General features: G+C 62.4%; 21 protein-coding genes. 2 read left to right on the top strand and 19 right to left on the bottom strand.

The window, feature by feature from the left end; genetic code table 11:
• Nucleotides 1-59: 59 nt before the first annotated feature.
• The 5 genes from ACREYQ_RS22785 to hisD all read right to left on the bottom strand — a co-directional run bounded on the left by ACREYQ_RS22785 (nucleotide 60) and on the right by hisD (nucleotide 5,120).
• On the bottom strand, nucleotides 60-341 hold the full coding sequence (locus ACREYQ_RS22785; protein ID WP_432262420.1) for a UxaA family hydrolase: 282 nt from the start codon (nucleotides 339-341) through the stop codon (nucleotides 60-62).
• Between the two features lie 165 nt (nucleotides 342-506).
• Entirely contained in the window at nucleotides 507-1,520 is a 1,014-nt protein-coding gene (locus tag ACREYQ_RS22780) for a galactitol-1-phosphate 5-dehydrogenase (protein WP_432262419.1), read from the bottom strand.
• A gap of 38 nt (nucleotides 1,521-1,558) precedes the next feature.
• Entirely contained in the window at nucleotides 1,559-2,893 is a 1,335-nt protein-coding gene (locus tag ACREYQ_RS22775) for an MFS transporter (RefSeq protein ID WP_432262630.1), read from the bottom strand.
• Nucleotides 2,894-3,021: 128 nt separating this feature from the next.
• Nucleotides 3,022-3,807, bottom strand: a complete 786-nt coding sequence (gene hpsO, locus ACREYQ_RS22770) for a (S)-sulfopropanediol 2-dehydrogenase HpsO (RefSeq protein ID WP_432262418.1) — start codon at nucleotides 3,805-3,807, stop codon at nucleotides 3,022-3,024.
• 2 nt (nucleotides 3,808-3,809) lie between these two features.
• Nucleotides 3,810-5,120, bottom strand: coding sequence for a histidinol dehydrogenase (gene hisD, locus ACREYQ_RS22765; RefSeq protein ID WP_432262417.1), 1,311 nt, complete (start codon nucleotides 5,118-5,120; stop codon nucleotides 3,810-3,812).
• 308 nt (nucleotides 5,121-5,428) lie between these two features.
• Between hisD and ACREYQ_RS22760 the strand changes: the two genes are divergently transcribed.
• The gene (locus tag ACREYQ_RS22760; RefSeq protein ID WP_432262416.1) at nucleotides 5,429-6,388 is read left to right on the top strand and encodes a LacI family DNA-binding transcriptional regulator; all 960 of its coding nucleotides are present in this window, start codon (nucleotides 5,429-5,431) and stop codon (nucleotides 6,386-6,388) included.
• A 359-nt stretch (nucleotides 6,389-6,747) separates the two neighbouring features.
• Here the strand turns inward: ACREYQ_RS22760 and ACREYQ_RS22755 are convergent, their stop codons facing one another.
• The 9 genes from ACREYQ_RS22755 to ACREYQ_RS22715 form a co-directional block, all read right to left on the bottom strand.
• Nucleotides 6,748-7,773, bottom strand: a complete 1,026-nt coding sequence (locus ACREYQ_RS22755; RefSeq protein WP_432262415.1) for a porin — start codon at nucleotides 7,771-7,773, stop codon at nucleotides 6,748-6,750.
• 241 nt (nucleotides 7,774-8,014) lie between these two features.
• A complete protein-coding gene (locus tag ACREYQ_RS22750; RefSeq protein ID WP_432262414.1) occupies nucleotides 8,015-8,791 on the bottom strand; it encodes an SDR family NAD(P)-dependent oxidoreductase in 777 nt (258 codons plus the stop codon).
• A gap of 64 nt (nucleotides 8,792-8,855) precedes the next feature.
• Complete coding sequence (locus ACREYQ_RS22745) at nucleotides 8,856-9,773, bottom strand: aldose 1-epimerase (protein WP_432262413.1); 918 nt, start codon at nucleotides 9,771-9,773, stop codon at nucleotides 8,856-8,858.
• Nucleotides 9,770-10,609: a carbohydrate ABC transporter permease gene (locus ACREYQ_RS22740; protein WP_432262412.1), complete on the bottom strand. Its 840-nt coding sequence runs from the start codon at nucleotides 10,607-10,609 to the stop codon at nucleotides 9,770-9,772. Before ACREYQ_RS22740 ends, ACREYQ_RS22745 begins: the two co-directional genes overlap by 4 nt.
• Complete coding sequence (locus ACREYQ_RS22735) at nucleotides 10,606-11,535, bottom strand: carbohydrate ABC transporter permease (RefSeq protein ID WP_432262411.1); 930 nt, start codon at nucleotides 11,533-11,535, stop codon at nucleotides 10,606-10,608. Before ACREYQ_RS22735 ends, ACREYQ_RS22740 begins: the two co-directional genes overlap by 4 nt.
• A gap of 14 nt (nucleotides 11,536-11,549) precedes the next feature.
• Nucleotides 11,550-12,794 carry an ABC transporter substrate-binding protein gene (locus ACREYQ_RS22730; protein WP_432262410.1) on the bottom strand — a complete coding sequence of 415 codons (1,245 nt, stop codon included), beginning with the start codon at nucleotides 12,792-12,794 and terminating at the stop codon, nucleotides 11,550-11,552.
• 72 nt (nucleotides 12,795-12,866) lie between these two features.
• The gene (locus ACREYQ_RS22725) at nucleotides 12,867-13,976 is read right to left on the bottom strand and encodes an ABC transporter ATP-binding protein (RefSeq protein ID WP_432262409.1); all 1,110 of its coding nucleotides are present in this window, start codon (nucleotides 13,974-13,976) and stop codon (nucleotides 12,867-12,869) included.
• Between the two features lie 59 nt (nucleotides 13,977-14,035).
• Entirely contained in the window at nucleotides 14,036-14,842 is an 807-nt protein-coding gene (locus ACREYQ_RS22720) for an HpcH/HpaI aldolase family protein (protein ID WP_432262408.1), read from the bottom strand.
• 15 nt (nucleotides 14,843-14,857) lie between these two features.
• Nucleotides 14,858-16,525, bottom strand: a complete 1,668-nt coding sequence (locus ACREYQ_RS22715) for an IlvD/Edd family dehydratase (protein ID WP_432262629.1) — start codon at nucleotides 16,523-16,525, stop codon at nucleotides 14,858-14,860.
• 216 nt (nucleotides 16,526-16,741) lie between these two features.
• Between ACREYQ_RS22715 and ACREYQ_RS22710 the strand changes: the two genes are divergently transcribed.
• The gene (locus ACREYQ_RS22710; protein ID WP_432262407.1) at nucleotides 16,742-17,785 is read left to right on the top strand and encodes a LacI family DNA-binding transcriptional regulator; all 1,044 of its coding nucleotides are present in this window, start codon (nucleotides 16,742-16,744) and stop codon (nucleotides 17,783-17,785) included.
• Here ACREYQ_RS22710 and ACREYQ_RS22705 read toward each other — a convergent pair whose 3' ends face one another.
• The 5 genes from ACREYQ_RS22705 to ACREYQ_RS22685 are packed head-to-tail and all read right to left on the bottom strand — an operon-like array spanning nucleotide 17,786 to nucleotide 25,491.
• A complete protein-coding gene (locus ACREYQ_RS22705) occupies nucleotides 17,786-19,381 on the bottom strand; it encodes a glycerol-3-phosphate dehydrogenase/oxidase (protein WP_432262406.1) in 1,596 nt (531 codons plus the stop codon).
• 1 nt (nucleotide 19,382) lies between these two features.
• Nucleotides 19,383-20,885 carry a glycerol kinase GlpK gene (glpK, locus tag ACREYQ_RS22700; protein WP_432262628.1) on the bottom strand — a complete coding sequence of 501 codons (1,503 nt, stop codon included), beginning with the start codon at nucleotides 20,883-20,885 and terminating at the stop codon, nucleotides 19,383-19,385.
• Nucleotides 20,886-20,905: 20 nt separating this feature from the next.
• Entirely contained in the window at nucleotides 20,906-21,685 is a 780-nt protein-coding gene (locus ACREYQ_RS22695) for a TSUP family transporter (protein WP_432262405.1), read from the bottom strand.
• A gap of 7 nt (nucleotides 21,686-21,692) precedes the next feature.
• A complete protein-coding gene (locus ACREYQ_RS22690) occupies nucleotides 21,693-23,711 on the bottom strand; it encodes an alpha-glucosidase (RefSeq protein WP_432262404.1) in 2,019 nt (672 codons plus the stop codon).
• A 37-nt stretch (nucleotides 23,712-23,748) separates the two neighbouring features.
• Entirely contained in the window at nucleotides 23,749-25,491 is a 1,743-nt protein-coding gene (locus tag ACREYQ_RS22685) for a solute:sodium symporter family transporter (protein ID WP_432262403.1), read from the bottom strand.
• Between the last annotated feature and the right edge of the window lie 58 nt (nucleotides 25,492-25,549).

Here is a 25,549-nt window from a genome sequence, read left to right as displayed (position 1 = left end):
GTCCTCGGATGCTTGGATGGGGAAGTCAGGAAAATTGAGACTGGCGCGGCTCGTGAGACTTACCAGCGCTTGGTCTTGATGTTGTGGACGTGGGCGTGCTCGCCGGCCTTGATCGGAGCAACGACCTTGCCGATGTCGACGCCGTACTTGTAGACCGTCTCGTTCAGGTCCATGTCGCGCAGGGCGACCTTGTGACCAATGGGAATAGGCTGCAGCGCCGTCACGGTCACGATCTTGTCCTCATCCATGATCCAGGCGTTCAGTTCGGTGCCCGGCTCGATCCCTTCCACCACAGCCACCGCAACGGTGTCCTTGGCGTCATGAAGCACTACGTGGATCATTTTTGTCTCCTCTGTGTGGGTCGTCGATGAAATCATCTTAGGTCGATAAATCATCCATGTCAACCAACTCATATATATGAATTTGCTGACGTCTGCGGCACGGGCTTGGATGTGCCCAGGCGGGGTCAGGCGGGGTCAGGCGGGGTCAGGCGGGGTCGGGCGGGGTCAGGCGGGGTCGGGGATCAGCACGACCTTCCCGGCCGCTACGCGGCCGGCGGCGAGGTCCGCAAAGGCGGCGGGGCCATCGGCAAGCGCGCGTGTCTCCACCCATTCGAGCGAGCCAAAGCTGCCGTTCTCGAGGGCGTGGACGGTCGCGCGCATGTCGGCCATCGTGTAAGTGTAGGTGCCCAGCAACGTCAGCTCGGCTAGGGTCAGCTTGCGCATGTCGATCTCGCTGGACCAAGCCTGCAAGCCGATATGCATGACGACGCCCCCGGGCCGCGCCGCCGCAATGGCCATGTTCCGCGTGGGCGCAGCGCCTACGGCGTCGATCACGACATCGTAAGCCGACTCCGGTGGCGGACTGGCCAGCGGGTCCACCACTTCGCAGCCAAGATGCCGCGACACGGAGGCCCGCCGCAGCGCGTTGGTCTCTGCCACGCAGACACGCCGGCAGCCGTACGACGTCACCAGGGCGGCGCTCAGCATGCCGATGGCCCCGCCGCCGATGACCAGCACGCGCGCCTCAGGTAGCGGCCGCGCCATCGCGCTCATGGTCAGGTTGACGGCATGCAGCGCGGTGGCTGCGGGCTCGGTTAGCGCCGCGCGAACGCTGGCCAGCGAGTCCGGAATTGGAATGGCGCAGCGGATCGGAATCGCGAGGTACTCGGACAATGCGCCAGGCCGGCTCATGCCGATCATGCCCCGGTACTCGCACAAGTTGTCGCGTCCCTGGAGACAGTAGTCACAATGCCCGCAGGTCACAAGCGGATTGGCCGTGACGCGCTGCCCCACCGGCATCAGGGCCTCGTCGGACGCGGCGACCACCGTACCCGCGAACTCGTGGCCCAGCACGAGGCCCGGCTTGCGGCGCGGATCGTGGCCGTGATACGCATGCAGGTCGGAGCCGCAGATGCCGCTCGCGTCGATGCGCAGCAGGATCTCGCCAGGCGCCAGAGCCGGCATGTCGCGCTCAAGGACGGCGACGGCGTTAGGTTCGGTATAGACGATTGCTTTCATGGCCTGGCCATCCGGAATCGGTTGGGGGTGGGGGAAGGTTAGGCGCTGGCCTTGGACGGAGCTAGCTCTCTGCGGCCCGCGTGGCCCGAACGAAACGCGATCCACATCGTGCAAACGGCACTGAGGATGCCGATCGCCAGCACGTAGCCGCACAGATACCAGGGCTCACCGCCGGCCTTTGCACTGAGCCAGGTGGCGATGATCGGGGTCAGGCCGCCCGCGAACACGCCGGCGAACTGGTAGACGAAGGAGATGCCGGTATAGCGCACGCTCGGGTCGAACACTTCGGAGAACATCGATGACATGGTGCCGAACACGGCGGCGTGGAAGATGCCGAACGGGATGATGATCGCCGTCCACACCAGCAGCACGTTGCCGCCGGAATGCTGCATCAGCCAGAAGGCCGGGAAAGCCGACAGCCCCGCCAGCAGCGCGCCGGTACCGTAGACGAGCGGCCGACCGACGCGGTCGGAGACGGCGCCCCACAACGGGATGAAAAACGTCATGACGCCAGCGCCGATCAGCACGCCGAGCAGGGCATCGTTGCGTGAGAGCTTAAGCGTCTGGGTCAGGTAGGCCAGCGAGAACACCCCAAACACGTTGAAGAAGACACCGTCGATGAAACGCGCCCCCATGCAAGCCAGTACCACGCGGGGATATTGGCGCAGCATGGCAAGGAACGGCAGGCCAGGCGCAGCTTTCTGGGTGCGCTGCGCCGCCTCGAACTCTGGCGATTCCTCGACGTTCGAGCGCATGTAGGAGCCGATGATCACCATCACGGCACTCAGCAGGAAGCCGACACGCCAGCCCCATGCCAGAAAGTCCTTGTCCGACAGCAGCAGCGACAGCAGGGCGATCACGCCGCTCGCCAGCACGAGACCGAGCGACATGCCGGTTTGCGGCAGGCTCGCGAAGAAGCCGCGACGGTTAGCTGGCGCGCTCTCGAACGTCATCAGCACCGCTCCGCCCCACTCGCCGCCCAGGCCGATGCCTTGCGCGATCCGGCACACGAGCAGCAAGATCGGCGCCCAGATGCCGATCTGGCCGTAGGTCGGAATCAGGCCGATGGCCGTCGTGGCGATGCCCATGATCATCAGCGTCAGCACGAGCATGCGCTTGCGGCCGAGGGTGTCGCCGAAGTGGCCGAAGATTACGCCGCCGAGCGGGCGGGCGACGAAGCCCGCCGCAAAGGTGGTGTAGGCCAGCAGCGTGCCGACGACGGGGTCGGTCGACGGAAAGTACAGCTTGTTGAACACGAGGCCGGCGACCACACCGTACAGAAAGAAGTCATACCACTCCACCATTGCGCCTATCGTGCTTGACGTCACGACCTTCCTCAGCCTGTGGCCTGACTGCTGGCCGGATATCTGCATCGTCATGCTTGTCTCCTGTAGGGACTGGTCCCGTAGCGGCGCGTATCGCGCTCTGCTCTTCGGTACGAGGCAGGGGCAATGTGGTTCGCCCTGCCGTCTTGGATCATCTTCGGTTCATGGCGCCGCGGTCATCTCGACGTGTACCCGCCGTCCACCATGAAGGTCTGCCCGGTGATGTACGCGGCCATGTCGCTGGCCAAGAAGGCGGCCAGTCCGTGCAGGTCCGCGAGTTCCCCATTGCGGCCAATGCAGGTGCGGCCGGCGTGGTACTCGGCGAGTGCGGCGTCCGCGAACACGGGGCCGGTCAGCGCGGTCGGGAAGAAGCCCGGGCCGATGGCATTGCAGGTGATCCCATGGCGAGACCATGCCTCGGCAATCGCGCGCGTGAGTTGGACGATGCCGCCCTTCGCCGCACCGTAGGGCGCACTGTTGGCGAAGGCCCGGTACGACTGCAGCGACGCGATATTGAGTATGCGCCCCCAGCCCTGCGCCTGCATGGCCGGCGCCAGCGCCTGCGTGAGGAAGAACGGCGCGCCGAGGTGGGTGTCGAGTTGCAATCGCCACGATGCCGGAGTGACATCGGCGAAAGGCTCACGCAGGTTCATGCCGGCGGCGTTCACGAGGATGTCGACGGTCCCGCGGCGGCGCTGCAATTCAGCGGCGGCGGCCGGGACGGCGTCGAGGTTGGACACGTCGAACACCTGCGTGTCGACCGCTATGCCCATCGCGTCGAGCCGCGAGGCCGCCGCATCGAGCTGGGACTGGCGACGTGCCGCCAGCACCACTCTCGCCCCGGCCTGGCCCAGCGCCACGGCGATGGCCTCGCCGATGCCGGAACTGCCGCCGGTCACCAGCGCCTGCCGTCCGGACAGGTCGGGCACCGGCCGCGCGGGCACATTTTGCAGACGCGCCATTGTCACACCTCCACCGGAGCGCCCATCTCGAAGCGGGCGTTTGGAAAGTACTTCGCCATACGGTCGTCGGCGGTGCGGGCGTGCGCCTCCATGCCTTCGAGGCGCGAGATGCGCGCCGTCACCTGGCCGATCTGGCGGGTGGCCGCGCGCGTCATCTGCTGCCACGTCAGCGTCTTCATGAACTTGTGGACCGACAGGCCGCCCGAGTAGCGCGCCGCGCCCTTGGTCGGCAGCACGTGGTTGGGCCCGCTGGTCTTGTCGCCGAACGCCACCGTGGTCTCCTCGCCGAGGAACAGCGAGCCGTAGCAAGTCAGATTGGCAAGCCACCAGTCGAGGTCTTCGTTGTGGACTTCGAGGTGCTCGGATGCATAGCGATCGGACACGTCGACCACTTCCTCACGGCTGTCGCAGACAATCACCTCACCGTAGTCGCGCCAGGCGGCGGTGGCGGCGTCGCGCGCGGTCGGAGGCAGCTTGGCAATCAGTTCCGGCACCAGCGCGATGACCTGGTCGGCCAGCGCGCGCGACGTGGTGAAGAGCCACGCCGGCGACTCGTGGCCGTGCTCGGCCTGCCCGACGAGATCGCTCGCGACGATGGCCGGGTCGGCGCTGTCGTCGGCGATGACGGCGACTTCCGATGGCCCCGCGAACACATCGATGCCGACCTGCCCGTAGAGGGTCCGCTTGGCCTCCGCCACGAACTTGTTGCCCGGGCCGACCACCACATCAGCCGGTTTGCCCGTGAAGAGGCCGTAGGCCATCGACGCGATGGCCTGCACGCCGCCGAGCGTCATGATCAAGTCGGCGCCGGCTGCCTGGAAGGCGTAGAGCACGTGCGGGTGGATGCCCTGGCCCCGGAACGGGCTCGAACACGCCACCACGGTCTTCACGCCGGCCGCCTTGGCCGTCGCCACACCCATATAGGCCGATGCGATGTGCGCATAACGGCCGGCCGGCGCGTAGCAGCCGACCACGTTGACCGGGATCACGCGCTGGCCCGCCGTCACACCCGGATGCAGCTCGACCGAGAACTCCCGCAGCGACTCGCGCTGTGCCAGCGCGAAATCACGCACTTGGCGGATGGCAAAATCGATATCGGAGCGCACCGATTGCGGCACGTCGCGGATCTGCTGGCGGATCTGATCCTCGGTCAGCAGGATGTCGCCACCCCATCCGTCGAGCTGCTTTGCGTATTGGCGCACCGCGCCCTCGCCGCGCGCCTGGATCTCTGCGAGCATTTCGGTCACCACTTTCTGCGCGGTGGCCGTTTCGGTCTGCGGCGTCTTCTCTGCTTTCTTCAGGTACGTGATCATCTATGCTGGTCCTTGTGAGTGGCGATACAATGTAAGCGCTATCATTTTTAGACGAATCGGCGATTCCTTCACTTATATCGTCATCATCGCCCACAAATGAAAGCGCTTTCATACAAAGAATAGTTGCTCGGCACGGGACTGCAAGGAAGGGTTTTTCCCGAGGAAAGCAGACGACGTCATATACCGCGCCACGCTCGCACCGGTAATCCGGACAGCACAAGATCGGAGACAATGTCACTACTTGGTTTGGGGACTGGAAAGTGCGGCGAACGAGACTTGAAGACGTAGCGAAGCTGGCCGGGGTGTCGATGGCGACCGTGTCGCGGGCGCTCTCGTCGCCCTCCCTCGTGCGCGAGAAGACGCTCGTGCGCGTGCGCAACGCCGTCGAGGCGCTCGGCTACGTTCCGGATGCCTCGGCCCGGACCCTCGCGTCCGGCCGCTCCCGCACGGTCGCCGCAGTGGTGCCGACGCTCGATAACGCGATTTTCTCGCATGCGATCCAGGGCATGCAGGAGGTGCTAGGCGCGAACGAATACCAGCTACTGCTAGGCTCCCACAACTACAACCCTGACACCGAGATCAATGTCGTCCGCGCGCTATCGGAACGAGCCGTCGACGCCATGGTGCTGGTCGGCGCCGACCACGCCCCCGAAACGCTCTCGATCCTGCGCCAGTCCGGCACGCGAACCATCCTCACGTGGTCGCTCTCGAACCAGTATCCGTGCGTCGGCTTCGACAACTTCGAGATCGGCGCTCAAGCGGCACGCTACCTGTTTGACCTCGGCCACCGCCGGTTCGGCATGATCTCGGGCATTGCATCGCACAACGACCGCGCCAGACTGCGCACTGAGGGCTTCGTGAACACCTTGCGGGCTCTGCGCGTCGAACTGCCTCGAGGTTCCTCGTGCGAGCAGCCCTACACGTTCGCGGGCGGCCGCACCGGCTTGCGAACTGTTCTTGAGCATGCGCCGACGCGGCCCACGGCAATCTTCTGCGGCAATGATGTACTGGCCCTCGGCTGCCTGTTCGAAGCGATGGCACTGGGACTTCGGGTGCCGAAAGAGCTTTCGATCGTCGGTTGCGACGACCTGCCGATATCTGCAGAGGTCACCCCTCCATTGACGACAATTGCATTGGAAAGCGGCCTGCTAGGCAGGAAGACCGCGCAAGCACTGCTTCGCTGGCTACAGGAAGGCGTTGAGCCGGGTCGGACAGAACTGCCCGTCTCATTGGTACAGCGAGACACTGCTGCACCACCGCCCCAGTAAGACCCGCCTGCCACGTCCGCGAATTGAGCTGGTAGCGCTCTATCCCGAAGACCGAGGTTGCTCCACCTCGGCAGAGCAGCGTCTCCTCGTCCCGGTCCAACCCGTTAGCCATCATGCGATCATTGCAAGCACTTTGACAGGGTCAAACATTTCGCCGTGGCACTGCGGCATGCGAAGCAATTGCAGGCGCAACCCCAGTGCAGCATTAACATCAAATGGTGTGTGGCACTGCGGGCGGGTGAGTAGCGCCGGGGAGTTTCACCCCGAGGCTACTCACCTGCCCCACGGAGCGCCCAAGGACGGCAGGTTTGCACGCCTTGGGGCACCATAGTGATGGAACTACCTGAATACGCCCATTGTTAGAACGAAGTGCGCAGACCTGCGGTGAACGCCCATGGTTTGAATCCCGGCTGTACGGACGCAAAGCTTGGGCCTAGCAGAGCAAAGCCCTGAGTCGATTTCGAATTATTCGAGATGTATGCGCCGTATGTGTAAAGCTGTGTGCGCTTGGACAGATAGTGCACGTATCCGATGTCGTACGCCATTGCACGCGCGCCGCCGTTCTCGATGCGCCGGGCCGCGCCAATATTGATGTCTCCGAAGCCCAGGGGAATCTTGGCATTCAGCATTTCCGCCGAAGCAAAGAAATTGGTAGCGTCGGTACGTTTCGTATAGAGATAGTTGCCGCCAATGACAACTTTGCCAAGGTCGTAGGTACCGGACACCACCTGTGTAATCTGGGAGGATGCATCTGGCGTCGTCGGCGTGAGGTAGTACTGGTAGCGGTTGACCCCGTAGGCCAGATACAGCGGACCCTTTGTATACTGGGTGCTGAAACCCACATTACGACCATCTTGGGATTGATTGCCGACCTTCTCGGCGCCGAACGAATAACCTAGTTCGGCCGTCAATCCGCCCATGTTCGGCGTGCGATAGCGCAGGGCATTTGGGTAGAAGCCACCAGTTCCAGACCTGCCGAGTGTGACCGTATGCTCGAGGCTCATAATAGCTGCAGGATTCGACAAGCCATAGGTAGATACATCCGAACCCAGGAACGCCCAATAAATAGGCAAGTACATGTAGCCAAAGTCCATGCTGCCATATGGTGTGGACAGTCCCACGGCGGAGCCGCGATTCCATAGAGTGGAGCCGCCGGCTACCCCGGTATAGGTATTGAAGCCTGCCTCCAACTGGAAGTTGGCTTTGTAGCCACCGCCAAGGTCCTCACTACCTCGAAAGCCAAACCGGGATGCCTGCAAGTTGCCGCTAGCGGCCTGCAAGCTTGGCGACACGGGACGATCGAATTTCACATATTGCAATGACGAGTCGACGATGCCGTAGATTGTCAGTGACGACTGCGCTTGTGCCGCGCTGGCGAACAGCATCGCGAGGCACGCGCCTCCCCATGCTGCCCCGCGAAGGCCTTTGCGACCGCTGTTAGCCGAGATACCCCTATTTTTCATTTGCTCCGCTCCTCCTCTTGGTTGCCGTCGGATGGCTATTGCGTACTGCTCTTGTGCTCAGCGCCACATGGTAGCGCTATCGTCATTTTTCGATGATTCGCCGCTCCGCAATGTGGATAGGCTCTGTTATCAATACACCCGATCGTGGCTGCGCTACGTGACCTCAACCCACAACGGAAACCTGCGCCAGCCCCGCATCGACAATGATGCTTTGGCCTGTCACAGCGGCGGCCTGGTCGGACGCCAAAAACAGCGCCATGTCTGCGATATGTGACGGTTCAACGCGAAACTTCAGGCACTGCAGCGCTATGAAACGCTTGTCGGCCTCTTGATCGCGCCAGAGCGCCTGCTGTCGTTCGGTCAACACGGCGCCAGGCAGCAAAGCGTTTACGCGGATGTTGTCCTCACCCAACTCGCGCGCAAGCGTGCGCGAAATGCCGCTGATGGCCGCCTTCGACGCGGTATATCCCACCAGGTTTGGTCGTCCGCGCAGCCAGGAGATCGACCCGAGATTGATGATGGAACCGCCACCCGCCGCTGCCATGCCCGGCGCGACATGCTGCGCAGCAAACACGTGATGGGTCAGGTTGACGGCTAGGATGTCGTTCCATCGTTCCGGCGTGAGTTCCTGAAGGCTGTGTCGGTCATCCCGCCCCGCATTGTTCACCAGTACGCGAATCGGTCCGAGCGCTGCAGCGGCATCGGCCAGCACCTGTTGAAACGCGCCCACGTCGCGCACGTCGCAGCGCTTGAACCAAGGCCGCGCCGCTTCGGCGTAGCGCGCGCATAATGCCGCACCGCCCCCCTCGTCAAGATCGCAGAAGGCAACGCGAGCGCCTTGTTGCACAAAGGCGTCGACCAGTGCCGCGCCAATACCGGAAGCCCCGCCGGACACGAATACAACCTTTTGTGCGAGGCTCGGATAAATAGCCATTGTCATGAACTTTCCTTTCCCGTCATCAATCTGACAACGCGTTTGCATCTGTTCCCCATGCCTTGCGGCACTATTCCCCGTGCTCTGCCATCAATGCCTCCAGTCGCAGCTTGCACGTCATCGTTTCGCCCGGCGCGAGCGTGCGCATGGGCACAGTGTCGGATGGCTTATCAAAGTGCAGAGCGTCGTTCGAATGGCTAACCGGCTCCAGCGCAAAGAATGCCTCGCCTGGTGGCCGGAATAGCACCGCAGCGGGCGTTCCTTCGGCCATGACGCGAAGTCGATAGTCCGCTTCGAAGATCGTGGCCTCGCCCCGCCAACCGGTAAAACAATGATCGACGCCCAGGTTCTCCAGCGAGCGTGGCGCGTCAAAACGCCATCGGTCCGGTACTGGCTCCGTGGTGCGCGGCAGCCTGTCATCCCCGGTGACTAGCACGGCATTCCAGCCGGTTTGGAGCCGCGTTTGCGGTGTCAGCGGAAAGTACGGGTGCCAACCTAGTCCGCCCGGAGCCGCTCTTGAATCGCGATTGACCAACGTCAGCTCGAGATGGAGACCATCGTCTCTCAGCGCGATGCGCTGCGTGACAGAGCAGGCGAAAGGCCAGTCGGCGTCAGGACTATGATCCAGGACCAACACTGCATACGCCGCCTCAAGTAGCGCGACCCGCCACGCGCGCTGCCAACCGAAGCCGTGGATCGCATGCGGCTCGTCCGCGAAGTTGAGGCGCAACCGGTGCTGACGCCCTTCCCAGTCGAACGCGCCATAGCCGATCCGATTGGAGTACGGCACCAGCGGATAGCAGGCGGAACGCCGCACGTTGTGCTCGGCCAACGCCTCCCGCCCGCAATCACGCAATACTGCCCGGCCACGCCACCAGACACCGGTGAGCGCGCCGCCAAGCCCGGCGCAGAGCTGCACGCGCCAGTCGCCATGTAACAGCTCGATGGCAGCCAGCGGCGCTTCCAGTGCCTGCCTGAACTGGCTCATCCCTTCAGCCCTCCCGCCGTCAGCCCGCCAATCACGCGTTTCTGGAATACCGCCATCAACACCGCCACGGGCACAATGGCTACCACCAGCGCCGCGGAAATCAGCGGCCACGGAAAAGCGTATTCGCCTTGATACAGCGTGATGCCCACGGGAAGCGTACGGAATCCGGGTGCCGAATTCAGTGACAGCGCCAACAGAAACTCATCCCAGGCGTTAACAAAAGCCAGAATGGCGGCAGTAAAGACCCCCGGACCGGAGAGCGGAAGTACGATGCGGCAAAGAGCCCCCACTCGGGTGCAGCCATCGAGCATGGCGGCGCTTTCCAAGTCGCGCGGGATAGCCTGGAAGAAACTCACCAGCACCAGGGTACACACCGGCAAACTCAGCACCGTATAGGGCAGAATCAACGCTGCATAAGTATTGAGCAGGCCCAGGCCACGCATGATCTGGAAAATCGGCACCAGCAGCGTCACTAGTGGGAACATCGACGAAGCAATAATTGCCGACAGTATCAGGCCGCGCCAGCGCAGCTCCAGCCGGGCAATCGCGTAGGCCGCACCGGCCGAGATCAGCACCGCGAGTACTGTCGAGCAGAGTGAAACAACGAAACTGTTAAACAGGAACAGCAACAGTGGCTGGTCTGTGAAGGCATGTACATAGTTGGTCAGGGTAGGCACAGCCGGCAGGTACGTGATCGGCTTTTGCACCAGTTCCGGTTCTGCCTTGAGCGAGGTCAGCAGGATCCAAAGCGCCGGAAAGAAGCCATTGACCACGACCAGCGCGCCAGCGATCCAGCGTAGCCGGGCGCCGCCAAATATGACTTGGAACGTTTTCATTTGGCCTCTCCGCGCACAAATTTGAGATACACGATGCTGACCACCAGCGAGATCAGGAACATGATTACGGCCTGGGCCGAGCCGTAGCCCACGTCGAGGTAATCAATAGTCGTGGTATTAATCAGCATCGCTAGCGTGGTGGTACTGTTGCCAGGGCCGCCGCGCACCATGGTGAATGGAATATCGAAAGTCTGTAGTGCGGTGATGGTCCGGAAAATCATTGCCACTACGATGGACGGCACCAACATGGGCAAGGTAATGTGGAAGAACTGCTGCAGCTTGCTCGCGCCATCCACCTCGGCCGCTTCATACAGCGAGCGCGGAATCGTCTGCAATCCGGCCAGCAGGATGAGCGCCACAAACGATGACGTCTTCCAGATAGTCGTCACACAGACCGCCGCAAAGGCCCACCCCGGGCTGAGTAGGAAGGCCACTGGCTGGAAGCCAAGGCGGCGCAACAGATCGTTGACAATGCCGTAGTCAGTATTGAAGAACCACGCAAAGATCAGCCCCGAGAACGCCAGCGGCAGCGCCCACGGCAGTAGCAGCGCCAGCCGGATCGGCCAGCGCATGCGGAACGGCAGGTTGGCTAGCATGGCGAGTGGCAGGCCAATCAGGAAAGCGCCCGGCACTGTAATCAGGGCGATCAGCAGCGTGTTCTTGGTGGCATTCCAGACCTCGGGATCTTCCAGCGCGTCCGCATAGTTACGCAGCCCAACGAACGCCTCCAACGCACCGCCCGACAGGCGAATCTCGAACAGGCTGTTGTAGATCAGCTTGCCAATCGGATAGACGACGATCAAGGCGAGCAGCATGCCGGTGGGCGCCAGCAGGAGCGCTGCCAGTTGCCGGTCCGAGGGATCCAGCCAGCGGCGCGATCGCCGGGCCGGGGCGAAGCGATCTTGCGCGGACGTAGCGATGCTCATGTGAGTCTCCCGTCTTACCGCAGCACGCGCCGCAGCTTACCTTCTATCTGGTTGACACCATCGGCGATCGGCATGGAACGTCCCAGCATGGCCGAGGTATTAGTACGGATGGCGTCCGACACCTCGCTATAGCGCGGGGTGACTGGGCGCGCGCGGCCCGTCTGCGCCAGAATGTCACCTGCAGACTTGAACCAAGGGTTCTTAGCGAGCACCTCGGCATCCTGATAGGTAGCCGGGAAAACGGGCAGCAGCGAGCCCTGTACCGCGAGCAGCTTGGCCACTGGGGGCGAAGACAAGTAGCGGATCAGCTTGGCGGCTTCGGACTTGTGCGTGGAGAACGCCGACACCGCCCATTGCCAGCCGCCGACGCAAGTCGTGCGCTGACCGCCAGTCACTGCCGGAAGCGGCATCACGCCAACCTTGCCTTTCACGGCCGAGTCGGCCGCGGACTCGAAGTGGTTCCAGGCAAAGCCCCAGTTGACCGCGAACAGCACTTGGCCGGCTTTGAATTCGTTGACGGTGTCTGCCGTCTTGACTTCGGCGACATTCTTCTTGATCACGCCGGCGTCCATCATGTCAAGCCACACCTTCATGCCGGCGGTCGCTGCGCCCTTGTCCAGGGTAAGCTTGCCAGCAGCGTCGGTGAGTTCCTTGCCCTGGCTCCAGTAAGGCAGCAGGAATGTACACACCGCGCCCTCTGCCGGCGCACCCTGAATCGACAGGCCCTGCAGCGAAGGATTCCGCTCCTTGTCCATCACCAGGCGCGCAGACTTGGCCAGTTCATCCCAGGTCTTCGGCTCGGGCAGCTTATATTTCTCCAGCAGATCCTTGCGGTAGTACATGAACATGCCGTCGGCAAAGCCCGGCAGCGCAGCCACCTTTCCGCCGACAACGTTAGCCTTGGCGTAGACTGGCAAGTAGGCCTTCATCGCATCCGCAGCCGGACCGACATAAGCGTCCAGCGGTGCAATCCATCCGGCGTTCAAGTACTGTGCCGGATTGACGATATCGATCATGAACACGTCCAGCGACTGGTCCTTCGCGTTAAGCAGCGTCGAGAGGTACTGGCGTTGCTGTTCCGAGGTGGCTCCGCCAGTTTCCATCGCTACTTTCACGCCTGGATTGCTCTGTTCGAACGCATCGAGCGCCTTGCGCACCAGGTCCGGGCGCTGGCCGGAGCCACCGGCAAACACGCGCAGTGTGGTATCGGCCTGTGCGCCTGCCGCAGCCAGCACGCAGGCGATGGCGATCGCCGCCATGGCAATGTTCTTGTGCATTCCGGTCTCCTTGTTTCTTGATTTCGTGTGTTCTTGTCCCGTCGAGCGACGGTCTTACGCTGCCCGGCGCTGTTGCAGTGCGTTGCCGGTGCTAGCGTCAAACCAGTGCGACTTCGCCAGCGAGATACGGAGCGTCGCCGCCGCGCCGGGTTCGAACCGGGCATCCGCGGCCAGTCTGGCAACCACCGACTGCCCGCCGACGTCAAAGGTGCAGAGCGTTTCCGCTCCGAGCGGCTCGGTCACGACCACGCGCGCCTTCAACGTGCACGTTTCGCCTGGGAGAGATTCGCCCTGGTCCCCATGAAACACGCACTCAGGACGCACGCCGAAGGTAATCTGCTGCCCCGCGGCCGCATCAAGGCGACTGAGCACTTCGTCGGGCACGGGTACCTCGATGCCCTCCGCGCGCGCGCGCTTACCGTCCACCCGTAGCTGCAGCAGATTCATCGGGGGTGAGCCGGTGAAGCCCGCAACGAAAGTGGTGCGCGGCGCGTTGTAGATGTCGTCGGGTGTGCCATACTGGACCACATAACCGCCTGACAACACCGCGATGCGATCGGCAAGCGTCATGGCCTCTACCTGGTCATGGGTGACGTAGATCATGGTCGCGCCTAAGCGACGGTGCAACTTCTTGATCTCCACCCGCATCTCATTGCGCAGCTTGGCGTCCAGGTTGGAAAGCGGCTCGTCGAACAGAAATACCTTGGCGTTGCGCACGATGGCTCGCCCCATAGCCACACGCTGGCGCTGTCCGCCAGACAGGTTGCGAGGCTTCCGGTCAAGCAGGTGCCCGATCTGGAGAATCTCCGCCGCCTGATTCACGCGTTTCTCGATTTCGGCCTTGGGCGTCTTGCGCAGCCGCAGGCCGAACGCCATATTCTCGAACACTGTCTTGTGCGGATACAGTGCGTAGTCTTGGAACACCATGGCGATTTCTCGCTCACGGGGCGCCAAGTCATCCACGCGCTGCCCGTCAATTGCGATCTGCCCCCGCGTGACAGTCTCCAGGCCCGCCAGCATGCGCATTAGCGTTGACTTGCCGCAGCCAGACGGCCCAACAAACACGACAAACTCACCATTCTTGACATCGAGGTTAATGTCGTGCAGGACTGTCACCCCGTTGTCATACGCCTTAACCACCTTGTCGAAGGTTACCGTGGCCATTCTTGTCTCCTTGCCCACTTCACGCGAAACGGGTCGCTAATTCTTGGCAGCGTGGCCGCTCAGTACGGTCCGGCGTTTGCGGGTCCTGACGACTGTCGGTTGAATGCGGCAAGGAACGCGCTGGCCTGCCGCATCATCATGCCCATGTCCGAGGCGACGGCGACGAAGTGATAGCCGGCGTCGATGAACGTGGAGACCATTTCAGGCGTAGGGCCGACGATGCCGATGGGCACCCCTGCGGCACGTGCGCGCCGGGCCGCGTCCCGAATCATTTTTTGAACCTCCGCGTGCCCGATATTCCCAATGTTTCCGAGCGCAGCCGAGAGGTCGCCCGGGCCAATAAACAGCGCGTCAACGCCAGGCACCGCAGCAATTTCCTCCAGCCGTGAAACTGCCTCGGGTGTTTCCAGTTGCACAATGCAGACGGTGGCATCGTTTGCCTGCGTGCCGTACCGGGACCAAGTTCCATACCGGCTCCCCCGATGCATGGCCGCATAGCCGCGCATGCCCTGTGGGGGGTATTTGACCGACGACACCGCACGACGCGCTTCTTCAGCGTCCTGCACGAACGGGAACATCAGCGTGCGCGCGCCCATATCGAGTGCCCGTTTAGCTAGAACCGGATCATTCGCAGCCAACCGCACCACCGGAATCGCCCCACTACAATCGACCGCTTGCAGCAGCTGCAAGGTATCGCGAAACTCGACCGGAACGTGCTCCATATCGATCACCAGCCAGTCGAAGCCCGCATACCCCAGAGCCTCGGCAGTGCTGGAGGCCCCCGACATCAACCACGTGCCGATTGGAACTTGGCCCGTCGCCAGTCTGGCCCTGAATGCGTTAGCTGCCGGATCATTGTTTTGCATTTGTCTGTTCTCCCCTTAATAGATCGAGGGTTCGACGGGCGTCTCCCGTCCCATCAGGAAATCGAAATCGCAGCCTTCGTCCGCTTGCCGGACGTGCTCCAGAAAGATCTTTGTGTAACCGCGCTTGCGCGTAGCCGGCGTCGGCTGCCAGGCGGCGCGTCGCCTGGCAATCTCCTCCTCGGTCACCAGCATGGCGATCCGTCCCGCCTCCACGTCCAGCTCGACCAGGTCTCCGGTGCGGATCAGTGCGAGTGGCCCGCCCGCCGCGGCCTCGGGCGCAACGTGCAGTACGCATGTACCATAATGGGTACCGCTCATGCGCGCATCCGAGATGCGCACCATGTCGCGCACGCCGGCTTCAAGCAACTTTCTCGGGATTGGCAGATTGCCCCACTCCGGCATGCCTGGCGCGCCTATCGGTCCCCCGTTGCGCAGCACAAGCACGGTGTTCTCGTCGACCTCAAGGGCGGGATCATGGATGCGCGCGTTCATTTCGACGATAGAATCGAACACCAAGGCCGGTCCTGTGTGCTTGAGGAACTTCGCACTCGCGGCACTCGGCTTGATGACCGCACCTGACGGCGCCAGATTGCCGTGCAGCACCGCCAGCGCTCGGCCCTCGGTAACCGGGTTGTCTGGCGAGCGGACAGTTTCTGTATCCGTGCACTGCGCATCGCGCAGGTTCTCGCCCAATGTCCGCCCGTTGACGGTGCGGCAATCCAGCGCCAAATGCCCTTCTATTTGCCGCAACAGCGCGGGCACCCCGCCGGCATAGTAGAAGTCCTCCATCAGGCGGTTGCCGGATGGAAAAACATTGGCCAACACCGGCACACCTGCACCCTGGCGGCCGATGTCATCAAGCTTCAGCGAAACGCCGCCGCGGCCGGCAATGGCGATCAGGTGGATAGCTGCATTGGTGGACCCGCCTAACGCCATATATGTGACGATGCCGTTGCGCACCGCGGCGGCATTGAAGAAGGTGCTCGGGCGGAAGTCCTCCCATACCATCTGCACGATGCGCTCGCCGCTGGCCGACGCCATCCGCGTATGCGCGGAGTCCATCGCCGGAATGCTCGACGCGCCCGGCAGCATGAAGCCCATCGCCTCAGCGATTGAAGTCATGGTGCTAGCAGTGCCCATCGTGTTGCAAGTGCCGGGGGCACGTGTCATGCGTGCTTCAAGCCCGATCCACTCGGCCTGGTCGATATTGCCGGCTTGGTACTCGTCCCAGAACTTCTTGGTATGTGTACCCGCACCTACCGCCGTGCCACGATGACGGTCATTGAGCATTGGACCGGCCGGCACGAAGATGCACGGCAGGTCTGCGCTCAGCGCGCCCATCAGCAAGCCCGGCGTGGTCTTGTCGCAGCCCCCCATCAACACCGCGCCGTCGATCGGCAGCGAGCGCAGCAATTCCTCAACTTCCATCGCGAGGAAGTTTCGGTAAAGCATCGTCGTGGGCTTGACCATCACCTCGCCCAGCGACATCGCGGGCAGTTCAAACGGCATCCCTCCCGCGAACAGAATGCCGCGCTTGACTGCCTCCGCGCGCTCGCGCAGGTGCGCGTGGCATGGTGAAAGATCGCTCCAGGTGTTGATGATCGCAATCACCGGCCGCGACATGAATTCGTCCCGCCGCAAACCCATCTGCTGTAGGCGCTGCCGATGTGCGAATGAGCGCATGTCATCGGGAGCGAGCCAGCGCTGGCTGCGCAGTTCTTCTAGTCGTTTGCGTTGTTTATCCACTTGATGCCTGCATTCGAGGTGCTGAGCCGCAGCGCTGCCGACAAGCGGCGCCGGCAGGTGCTACGGCCATTACATGTTACCGCTACCATGATTTAGTATGTGTTACCGCTCTCATCGAGTCAACCTCGCTCGCCTAAGGATTACCCTGATCTTATGACCCAGCCCACTCGCAAACGCCGCGGCTCAGGCCGCGTCAAACTGCGCGAGGTCGCCGAACTTGCTGGCGTCTCACCAATGACAGTTTCCCGTTACTTTAGTCAGCGTGACCTGGTGGCCCAGGAGGCGCAAATGCGCATTGCTGCCGCCATCGAGCAGACCGGGTATGTGGCCAATGTTTTCGCCGGCGGATTGGCTTCAGCCCGCGGGAAGTCCGTTGGCATGGTGATCCCAAACATCTCTGGTGGGGTGTTTGCCGAGACCGTGCAGGGCGTCACCGATACACTCCGCCCGCATGGCTACCAGTTACTGCTGGCGTCGAGCAACTACTCAGGGGACGAAGAAGAAGAGGCCGTGCGGGCCTTCATCGGCTGGTCGCCGGCCGCGCTCATCCTCACCGGTCACCGGCACACCCGCGGCACCAACCAACTGCTTGCCAAGTCCGGTATCCCGGTAGTGCAAACGTGGGACCACAAACCATCGTCCGAGCACATTCAGGTAGGGTTTTCTCACATTGATGTGGGCAAGGACTCCACACGTTACCTGTATGAGCGCGGTTATCGGCGCATTGCCTTCGTGCACACCGGGCAACTGGAGGATTTTCGCGCTATCGAGCGCGCCAATGGCTACGACATCGCGATGAGCGAGTTAGGCTTGACCCCGACGACGTTCAAGTCTCCTCCACTCGCGCCGCTCGAAGCCGGCAAGTTGGCGTTCCAGTCGCTGCTACGTGGCCGCTGGCCGGCCGAGGCAATTATTTTCGCCAATGACAACCTGGCCGCCGGAGCGCTTCTGTACTGCTTGCGTGAGAAGATTGAGATACCCCGGGAATGTGCGGTGATGGGCTTTGGTGACTTGTCGATCGCCGACAAGCTGGTTCCCAGCCTGACGACGATCCGCCCACCGCGCTATGACATTGGCTGCGTTGCCGCTCAGCGCGTGCTTGAACTACTGCGCGCCGAGGATGGCGAGATCCCGGCGGATACAGTGCAGCGCGACAACGTACTGCCCTACGAGCTGATTGAACGCGAAAGCACCTGATCAGGCTAATTGCCAGTCCCGCGCATAGCGAGCGAAGGTTTCCGCTTCGCGCGTGGCCCACGCCTCGTCGCGCCCCAACTCCTCTGCCAGGATCCGCGCTACTTCCGGCGCAGCGCGGCTTGCCGCCTCCGCATTGAGGAAGAGCGCACGGTTGCGACGCGCCAGCACATCCTCCACCCCACGCGCCAACTCGGCGCGCGCTGCGAACCGCACTTGCGCCTCCGTCAGACCGCTGGCATTGTCCAGTTCCCGCCTGGCGCCAGGCAAGCGCCCGACAATCGCCCCATCCGTGCCATAGTATCCGGGGCACGCAACGACGCCTTGCATCTCCCTCGACACTGCGACAGGTGCTGCACCGTGCAGCCGCATGTGATAGGTCCGGCATGGCGCCGATGGCAACATATCTCGCGCGATAGCCACATCCACGACTTCCTCAGCCATGCGCCGGTAGGTGGTCCATTTGCCGCCGGTCACGGTAATCACTCGACCCGGGTGGCATTCGATGGTGTGCTCACGCGACAGCGTGGCCGTATGCGCGCCGCGGTCGGCCTTGACCAATGGACGCAGGCCCGCCCAGACGCTCTTCACATCGGCCCTGGTCACCGGCCGGTCCAGATAGCGCGCGGCCGTGCTCAGAATAAAGTCGATTTCCTCCTCGCTGGCACGTGGCTCCGTCGGCAAGTCGCTGCGGGGCGTATCGGTGGTGCCAACAATGGTTTGTCCGTGCCACGGCACCATGAACAGGACGCGGCCGTCAACAGTCTTCGGCACTAGAACGGCATGCCGACTGGGCAGGAAGTGCCCCGGCAACGTGAGGTGCACGCCCTGGCTAGGGGCGACGATCGGCTTTGTATCTGGCTCGGCCATTGCACGGATGGCATCAACCCATACTCCTGTGGCATTGATTACGCACCGTGCCCGGACCGGCAGTTGGTTGCCACTCTCCCTGTCCTCCACCGTCACCCACGCCGGTCCGCCTTGTGGGTCCGTAGTAATGCCCTTGACCTCGGCATAGTTCAGCGCCAACCCGCCAAGGTCGAACACGGTGCGCATCAGGCTGATTGCGAGGCGTGCGTCGTCAAACTGACCATCAAAATAAAGCGTGCCGCCGCGCAACGGGCGGCCTTCTATACGGTCTACCAGGGTTGGCACCTCGGCGCGCGTCTCAGCCGCGCTCAGACTGCGGCTGCCGGCCAGGTTCAGTGAACCGGCGAGCCAGTCATAGAGCTTCAGGCCTGCGCCGTAAAATGGCTTGTCGCTCCAGCGATAGGCCGGCACGACGAACCCCAACGTACTAACGACGTGCGGCGCGTTGCGGGCAAGCAGGCCGCGCTCGCGCAGCGCTTCGCGCACGAGCGGCAGGTTGCCCTGCGCCAGATAACGCACGCCACCGTGCACCAGCTTGGTCGCTTTGCTCGAGGTTCCCTTCGCGAAGTCGCGGGCCTCGACTAGCAAGGTGCGATAGCCGCGGGCGGCCGCGTCGACCGCGGTGCCGAGGCCGGTCGCACCACCGCCGATAACCACCATGTCCCACAGCGGGGTGTGCTCAATTTCACGAAAGATATCGGCCCGTTCCGGGGGATTCCTGCCTGACATGTTATTCCACGTTGGTTGGGGTTGTGTCCGACAGGTCCCAAGCGCGCGCGCGCTCAACGGCCCGCCGCCAGTTGTCCACGCGCGAGGTGCGTTCGCCGTCGGAAATCGATGGCTCGAAGCGACGCTCGGCGCGCCACTGCTGGGCGATTTCGTCCAAACCGGACCAGAAACCTACCTGCAGCCCGGCCAGGTAGGCCGCACCTAGTGCGGTCGTCTCGGTTACGTGCGGGCGCACAACAGGCTTACCTAGTACATCTGCCTGGATCTGCATCAGTAAGTCGCAGCGGGAAGCTCCACCATCGACGCGTAGCTCGCGCACAGATATGCCAGCATCCGCTTCCATTGCTCCAAGCACATCAACGGTCTGCAGCGCGATCGCATCAAGCGCTGCACGGGCGATGTGCACACGCCCAGTGCCACGTGTCATGCCCAGCAATGTGCCGCGCGCGTGAGGGTCCCAGTACGGCGCACCCAGGCCCGCAAAGGCGGGGACCAGCGTTACGCCGTCGCTACTCGGACACTGCGCGGCAAGCGCCTCGACCTCGGACACCGTCTGCACAATGCCAAGGCCGTCGCGCAGCCATTGCAGCGTCGCTCCCCCCATGAAGACCGACCCCTCGAGCGCATAGGTCGGCTTCGCGCCGAACTGCCAGCCGAGCGTGGTGAGAAGTCGATGGCGGGACGTTACGGGCGAACTGCCAGTATTCATCAGCAGAAACAAGCCTGTGCCGTATGTGTTCTTCGCCAAACCGGGCGCGAGGCAGGCCTGGCCGAACGTGGCAGCCTGTTGATCCCCGGCGATGCCCGTGACTGCCACCGCCGTGCCGAACAGCGAGGCTTCCGTCTCGGCCACTGCCGCGCTGGAAGGCACCAGTTCCGGCAGCACGCTGCGAGGAATGCCGAATAGTTCCAGCAACTCGTCATCCCAGCACAAGGTGTCGAGATTGAGGAGTGCGGTGCGTGCGGCGTTGGAGACATCGCTCACGTGCCGCCTGCCACCGCTGAGGTGCCAGACCAGCCAGGTGTCGATCGTGCCGAAGGCAAGTTCGCCGCGTGCCGCTCTATTGCGTGCACCCGGTATGCTGTCAAGTAGCCACGCCAGCTTTGTTGCGGAGAAATAAGGGTCCAGGCGTAAGCCGGTGCGGCGCTGGAGCATCGTGCTGGCCCCCTGCGCCGCGAGCCGCTCGCATTGCGCGGCGGTGCGTCGGTCCTGCCAGACGATCGCGGGCGCTAGTGGCGCGCCGGTGGCCCGCTCCCACAACACGGTCGTCTCGCGCTGGTTGGCAATGCCAATCGTCGCAATCTGCGTGGCGCTAACGTCCGCGCGGCGCATGACCTCGTGCGCAACCGCCAGCTGCGATTGCCACAGCTCCCAGGGATCATGCTCTACCCAGCCAGGCTGCGGATAGTACTGCTGGAATTCCTTCTGCGCCGAAGCGACCGGCGTGCCTTGCCGGTCGAAGAGGATAGCGCGCGAACTCGTCGTGCCCTGATCCAGCGCCATAACGTAACGGTGCGTGCTCTTCACGCGAAAACTCCTTGCAATGAACGCACCAGCGTCATCAGCGTTGGCACCACCAGGCAGCCGCCAGCAACCAGTAACAGTACAAACACAACGCGGCGCACACTGGCCGGCGACCATCGTGGAGGGTATCGCCGGGCCATCCAGGTGAGTCCCAGGACGACGGGCAATGCTTCGAGGCTTAGCCGAGCCGAAGGCATGTCGAAGCTGTCGTGCGCCGCTACCAGCAGCAAGCGCAAAACTGCATTGACCGCAAACAGCAAGACAAGCGTCTCCTGAATTACCTCACGCTTGAGCGGCTGTCGGTACATATGGAAGACCATTGGCGGCCCCGCACTTGCGAATAGGCCACCCATCACTCCCGACAGCCAGCCAAACAACGCAAAGGATGCAGAGGTCGAGATGCGCTCCCGCCTATGCTCCTTTAGTATCAGCAACGAGCTGCACACCAAGATGGCCAGACCAAGCCCCACCCGTAGCTCGTTCATAGCGTGGTCGCTCAGCAAGGACAGCAGCCAGACGCCGGTCGCCACACCAACCAGACTGCTGAGGAGGATCGCAATCGGCAACGGCGATGGTAAGCGCGGCCAACGGCGCACCACCATCGCAGCATTGACGAGCACCATCACCGTCACTACGTTGGCCGCAACCGTCAGCGGAACCAGATGAAACTGCGCAACGAGCCCAAGCAGCACCAGACCAAATGCAAAGCCAGTCAGGTTCTGCGTGAACGTGGCCAGGCCAACGCACAAGAGAAACAGGCCATGTTGCCAGACGCTCATTCCGACCTCAGCATTGCGCAAGCGCGAGCAACTGTGCCTGTGCCGGCGATCCCTCACGCACGAATACGGGCGGCTGGCCCAACGGTGCGGCCACCGTCACGCGCGCTCCTCCCTCGTAACTTTGATCGCTCCACAAATGGATCCAGCGCGCGCCGGCAGGTAAGTAAGGGGTCCAGCTATCGCGTCCGGCCTCATGCACCGGAGCGACCAGCAAATCCTCCCCATACAGGTACTGGTCCTGGATAGCGTAGGTCTGGCGATCCGCTTCGAAGTGGAGGAACAACGGGCGCTGCAACGGCAGCCCTCGCTCAGCCGCCTGCTGGCACAGCCCTCGCACATAGGGAGCCAGCGCAACATAGATGCGCGTCATGCGGGCAAAATGGGCCAGGACGCCATCGTCCTGCCAGAACTGGAAGTTCTCGTCCGGACGATTGCCCTCATGTGTGCGCATGACCGGTGTGAACGCAGCCATCTCGGCCCAACGCTGGAATAGCTCTGGCGTACGGCAATTGCCGAACAGACTGGTATAGCCGCCGATATCGCTGTGATGATAGGCGTTACCGAGCAGTCCCGACGACAACGCGCCACAGATCACTGTCTGCAAGCCGTCGTGGCGAGAGAAGTCGACCGATTGGTCGCCTGCCCACAGTAAGGGACAGTGGGCCTGCACGCCCGTAAAGCCTGCGCGCATGAAGAACAACGCATCGTCTCGCCGGCCCGCGCCGGCAATGGCATCCGCATTTACCTTGGCCCACAGTGTTGGCCAGGCGTTGTGCATCAGCATGGCGTCCACACCGTTCGACAAAGTCACGTCGGTCGGGAGGTATTCGCCGAAATCGGCCATCCAGCCATCCAGGCCGGCCTCCAACATCTCGCGACGGATGACGCGTTCTGCAAACCACCGCGCTGCTTCCGGGTTGGTGAAGTCGACCACGCCACACCAGAACTCGCCGAAGTCGACCAGGTACTCTGCGCCTTGCATATCGGTCGCCAGATAGCCAGCTGCAAGTGCCTCTTGGTAAAGCGTGCCGTCGTTACACAGGTAGGGGTTGACATAGCCAAGGAAGCGCACGCCATCGGCATTGAGAGACCTGACCCAGTCGCGGGCCTGCGGATAGCGCGTCTCGTTCCAACGCCAGTCCCAGAACAGTCGCTTGCCGAAGGACGTCTGTCGCAGCCCCACCCAGTCCTCGCACCATAGTGCCGACACTTGCACGCCGCGCTCGCGACTCAGGTCGAGAATGCGTTGTGCGTGCTCACGACCATTCTTAAGGCCGAGGATCACACCGTTGAATACCCAGTCCGGTAACATCGGTTGTCGACCGAACCGCGCGGAGATGCGCCCGACGAGCTCCTGCAGACTGTCGCTAGCTAGCAACTCGATGCGGTCGGGAACCGCCCAGAACTGGAGTTCGTGAAAGGTCTCGTGGCGGAAGTCGAAATTTGCGTAGGCGGTAGTCTCCGCGTGCAAGCAATAGCGCGCCGAGGAAATAAAGGTCGGTTGCGGATAGTTAGTGTTGTAGTAGTCGCCACCAGACTTTCCACTCACGTCCGCCTGCCACGTCAGGTAGGTGGATTTGTCGCGCCCCACGCCGGGTTCTGACGTCCACAAGGGGAAAGCGCGCCCCCGCAAGTCGAAGTATGACATCTGCTCGCCACAGCCCCAGATATACTCGTCCGATTGCGCGGCGACGCGCCACCACACGCGATTGATCGTGGGCGCAGCTTGCGCGAAGGCAATTTGCGCACCGTCGTCGTCGGCGCTTACATTCAGCACGAGTTCCGGCTTGTCCCCCTCAGTCCGCGATAGCGCGATGCGGGCCGTACCCCCCTCCGCCCGCACCGAGGCGAACCGCAGCGGCACACGTTCTTCGACATAGTCCGAAATGTCGAAGTTGCCGCGATACATCTCCACGGAGCCAGTGCCATGTCCGACATAGCAACAAGGATTGGCATGGCTGTGCTCGATGATGATGCGGCCGGCATGGCGTAGCGCCCAGGAATGTTGGTCGGTGACGAATTCCATCGTGGTCTCGGTGAGATTGATTGATTGGCCGGCGTGTTTAGAGCCTCGGGACGCCAGCGGCCATTGACCGCTGCGCACGGGTCTTATGAGATGTCAGACGCCAGGCCAAGAACAGCGCGGCTGCCCATACCATCGCCATAGCGACTGGATACCCGGAGGACGGACCCTGCCCTCCGGCGATGCCAAAGCGCGAAAAGGTGAGGTAGACACTGACGAGCAACGCCACCAACAGCACACTCATGCTGCGTGCATAGGGCCACGGGGTGATGTCGGCATGTTCGCGCAGCGCGGCAGCGTATGGCGTGGTGCGCGCGCAGCGCTTGCGCAATACGAGCATCAACGCCACTTCCATGACGAACAATGTACCCATCAGGTGAATAAAGTGGATACCGTATTGCTTGTCCACGTTGAGCACGAAGACCAGCAGCGTGTAGATCAGCACATGCGAGATCAACACTATCTTGGCCGGACGGGCATTGATATCGCGCGTAAAGAATCCCACCAACACGACAGCGATGATCGGGATATTGAAGAATCCGGTGAAGCGCCGCATTACGGCATAGATGCCGTCCGGAGCGTAGATCAACAGCGGCGCAATCAGCAGCGAAATCAGCGCAATTGCCACACTCACACGCTTGCCCACGCGGATCAGCGCAGCGTCATCCGCTTGTGGGCGCATTGGCTTATAGAAGTCAAACGCCACTAGCGTCGCAGCGCTGTTGACCACAGCGTTGAAGTGGCTCATCACCGTGCCGAAAAGCACCGCGACGAAGAAGCCCTTGGCCCAGAACGGCAGGAGGTCGGAGACCAGCCTCGGATAGGCCAGGTCCGGTCGCGACAGAGGATCAGCGCTATAGAGATGGTAGGCAATCACACCCGGCACCAGCATAATCAGCGGCACCAACAGCTTGAGCAGGCCAGACAATAAAACACCCTTCTGACCTTCCGCGAGGCTACTCGCCGCCATTGTGCGCTGTACGATAGACTGGTTAGTGCACCAATAGAACAAGTTTGCGAAAATCATGCCGGTGAAGATCGTGCCAAACGGTACGCTGTCATGAGCTCCGCCGATAGCGTCGAGTTTCTCCGGTGAATTTGTCAGCACATGCTCGAGCCCGGCTTGCATGCTGCCGTGACCGAGGGCGAGCAAGCCCAACAAAGGGATCATCAGCCCAGCCACCAGCAGACCAATGCCGTTGATCGTGTCCGACACAGCCACGCCGCGCAGCCCACCGAACACCGCGTACAGCGCGCCGATTACACCGCTGGCCATCACAAGGACGGAAATCGCAGCGGGATAGGAAATCCCCAGCAGTTGTTGAACACCAAAAATTTGATTGAACGTGATTGCACCGAGGTACAGGCCCGATGGGTTCACTACGAGCGTATAGCCGATGATGAACAACGCACTGACGATTCGGCGCGTACTGGCGTCATAGCGCTCCTCCAAGAACTGCGGCAATGTAGTGAAGCCCCCGCGCAGGTAACGAGGAAGGAAGAACAATGCAAGCGCCACGGTCGACACGGCAGCCGTGCATTCCCAAGCCATGGCTGAGAGATTGTGCTTGTAAGCGTCCCCGTTGAGCCCGACGAGCTGTTCGACGGACAAGTTCGTCAGCATCATCGATCCGGCGATGAACCACCCCGAGAGTCCGCCGCTAGCCATGAAATAGCCGTGCGCACCAACGTCTTTGGCATGGCGCGTGATGCGCCAGGACACGACCCCCACCAGCGCCGTAAAGAACACGAAGCTGCCGAGTGTAAAAAGATCCGTCTCCATATCTCTACTTGAATTTTTGGGTCATTGATACCGCGGCACTCCGCTTGGGCGGGCCGCA

Origin of the sequence: Cupriavidus sp. TMH.W2, from assembly GCF_050847365.1 — a bacterium.
Lineage (GTDB): Bacteria > Pseudomonadota > Gammaproteobacteria > Burkholderiales > Burkholderiaceae > Cupriavidus.
This window is presented reverse-complemented; position numbering and strand designations above follow the sequence as displayed.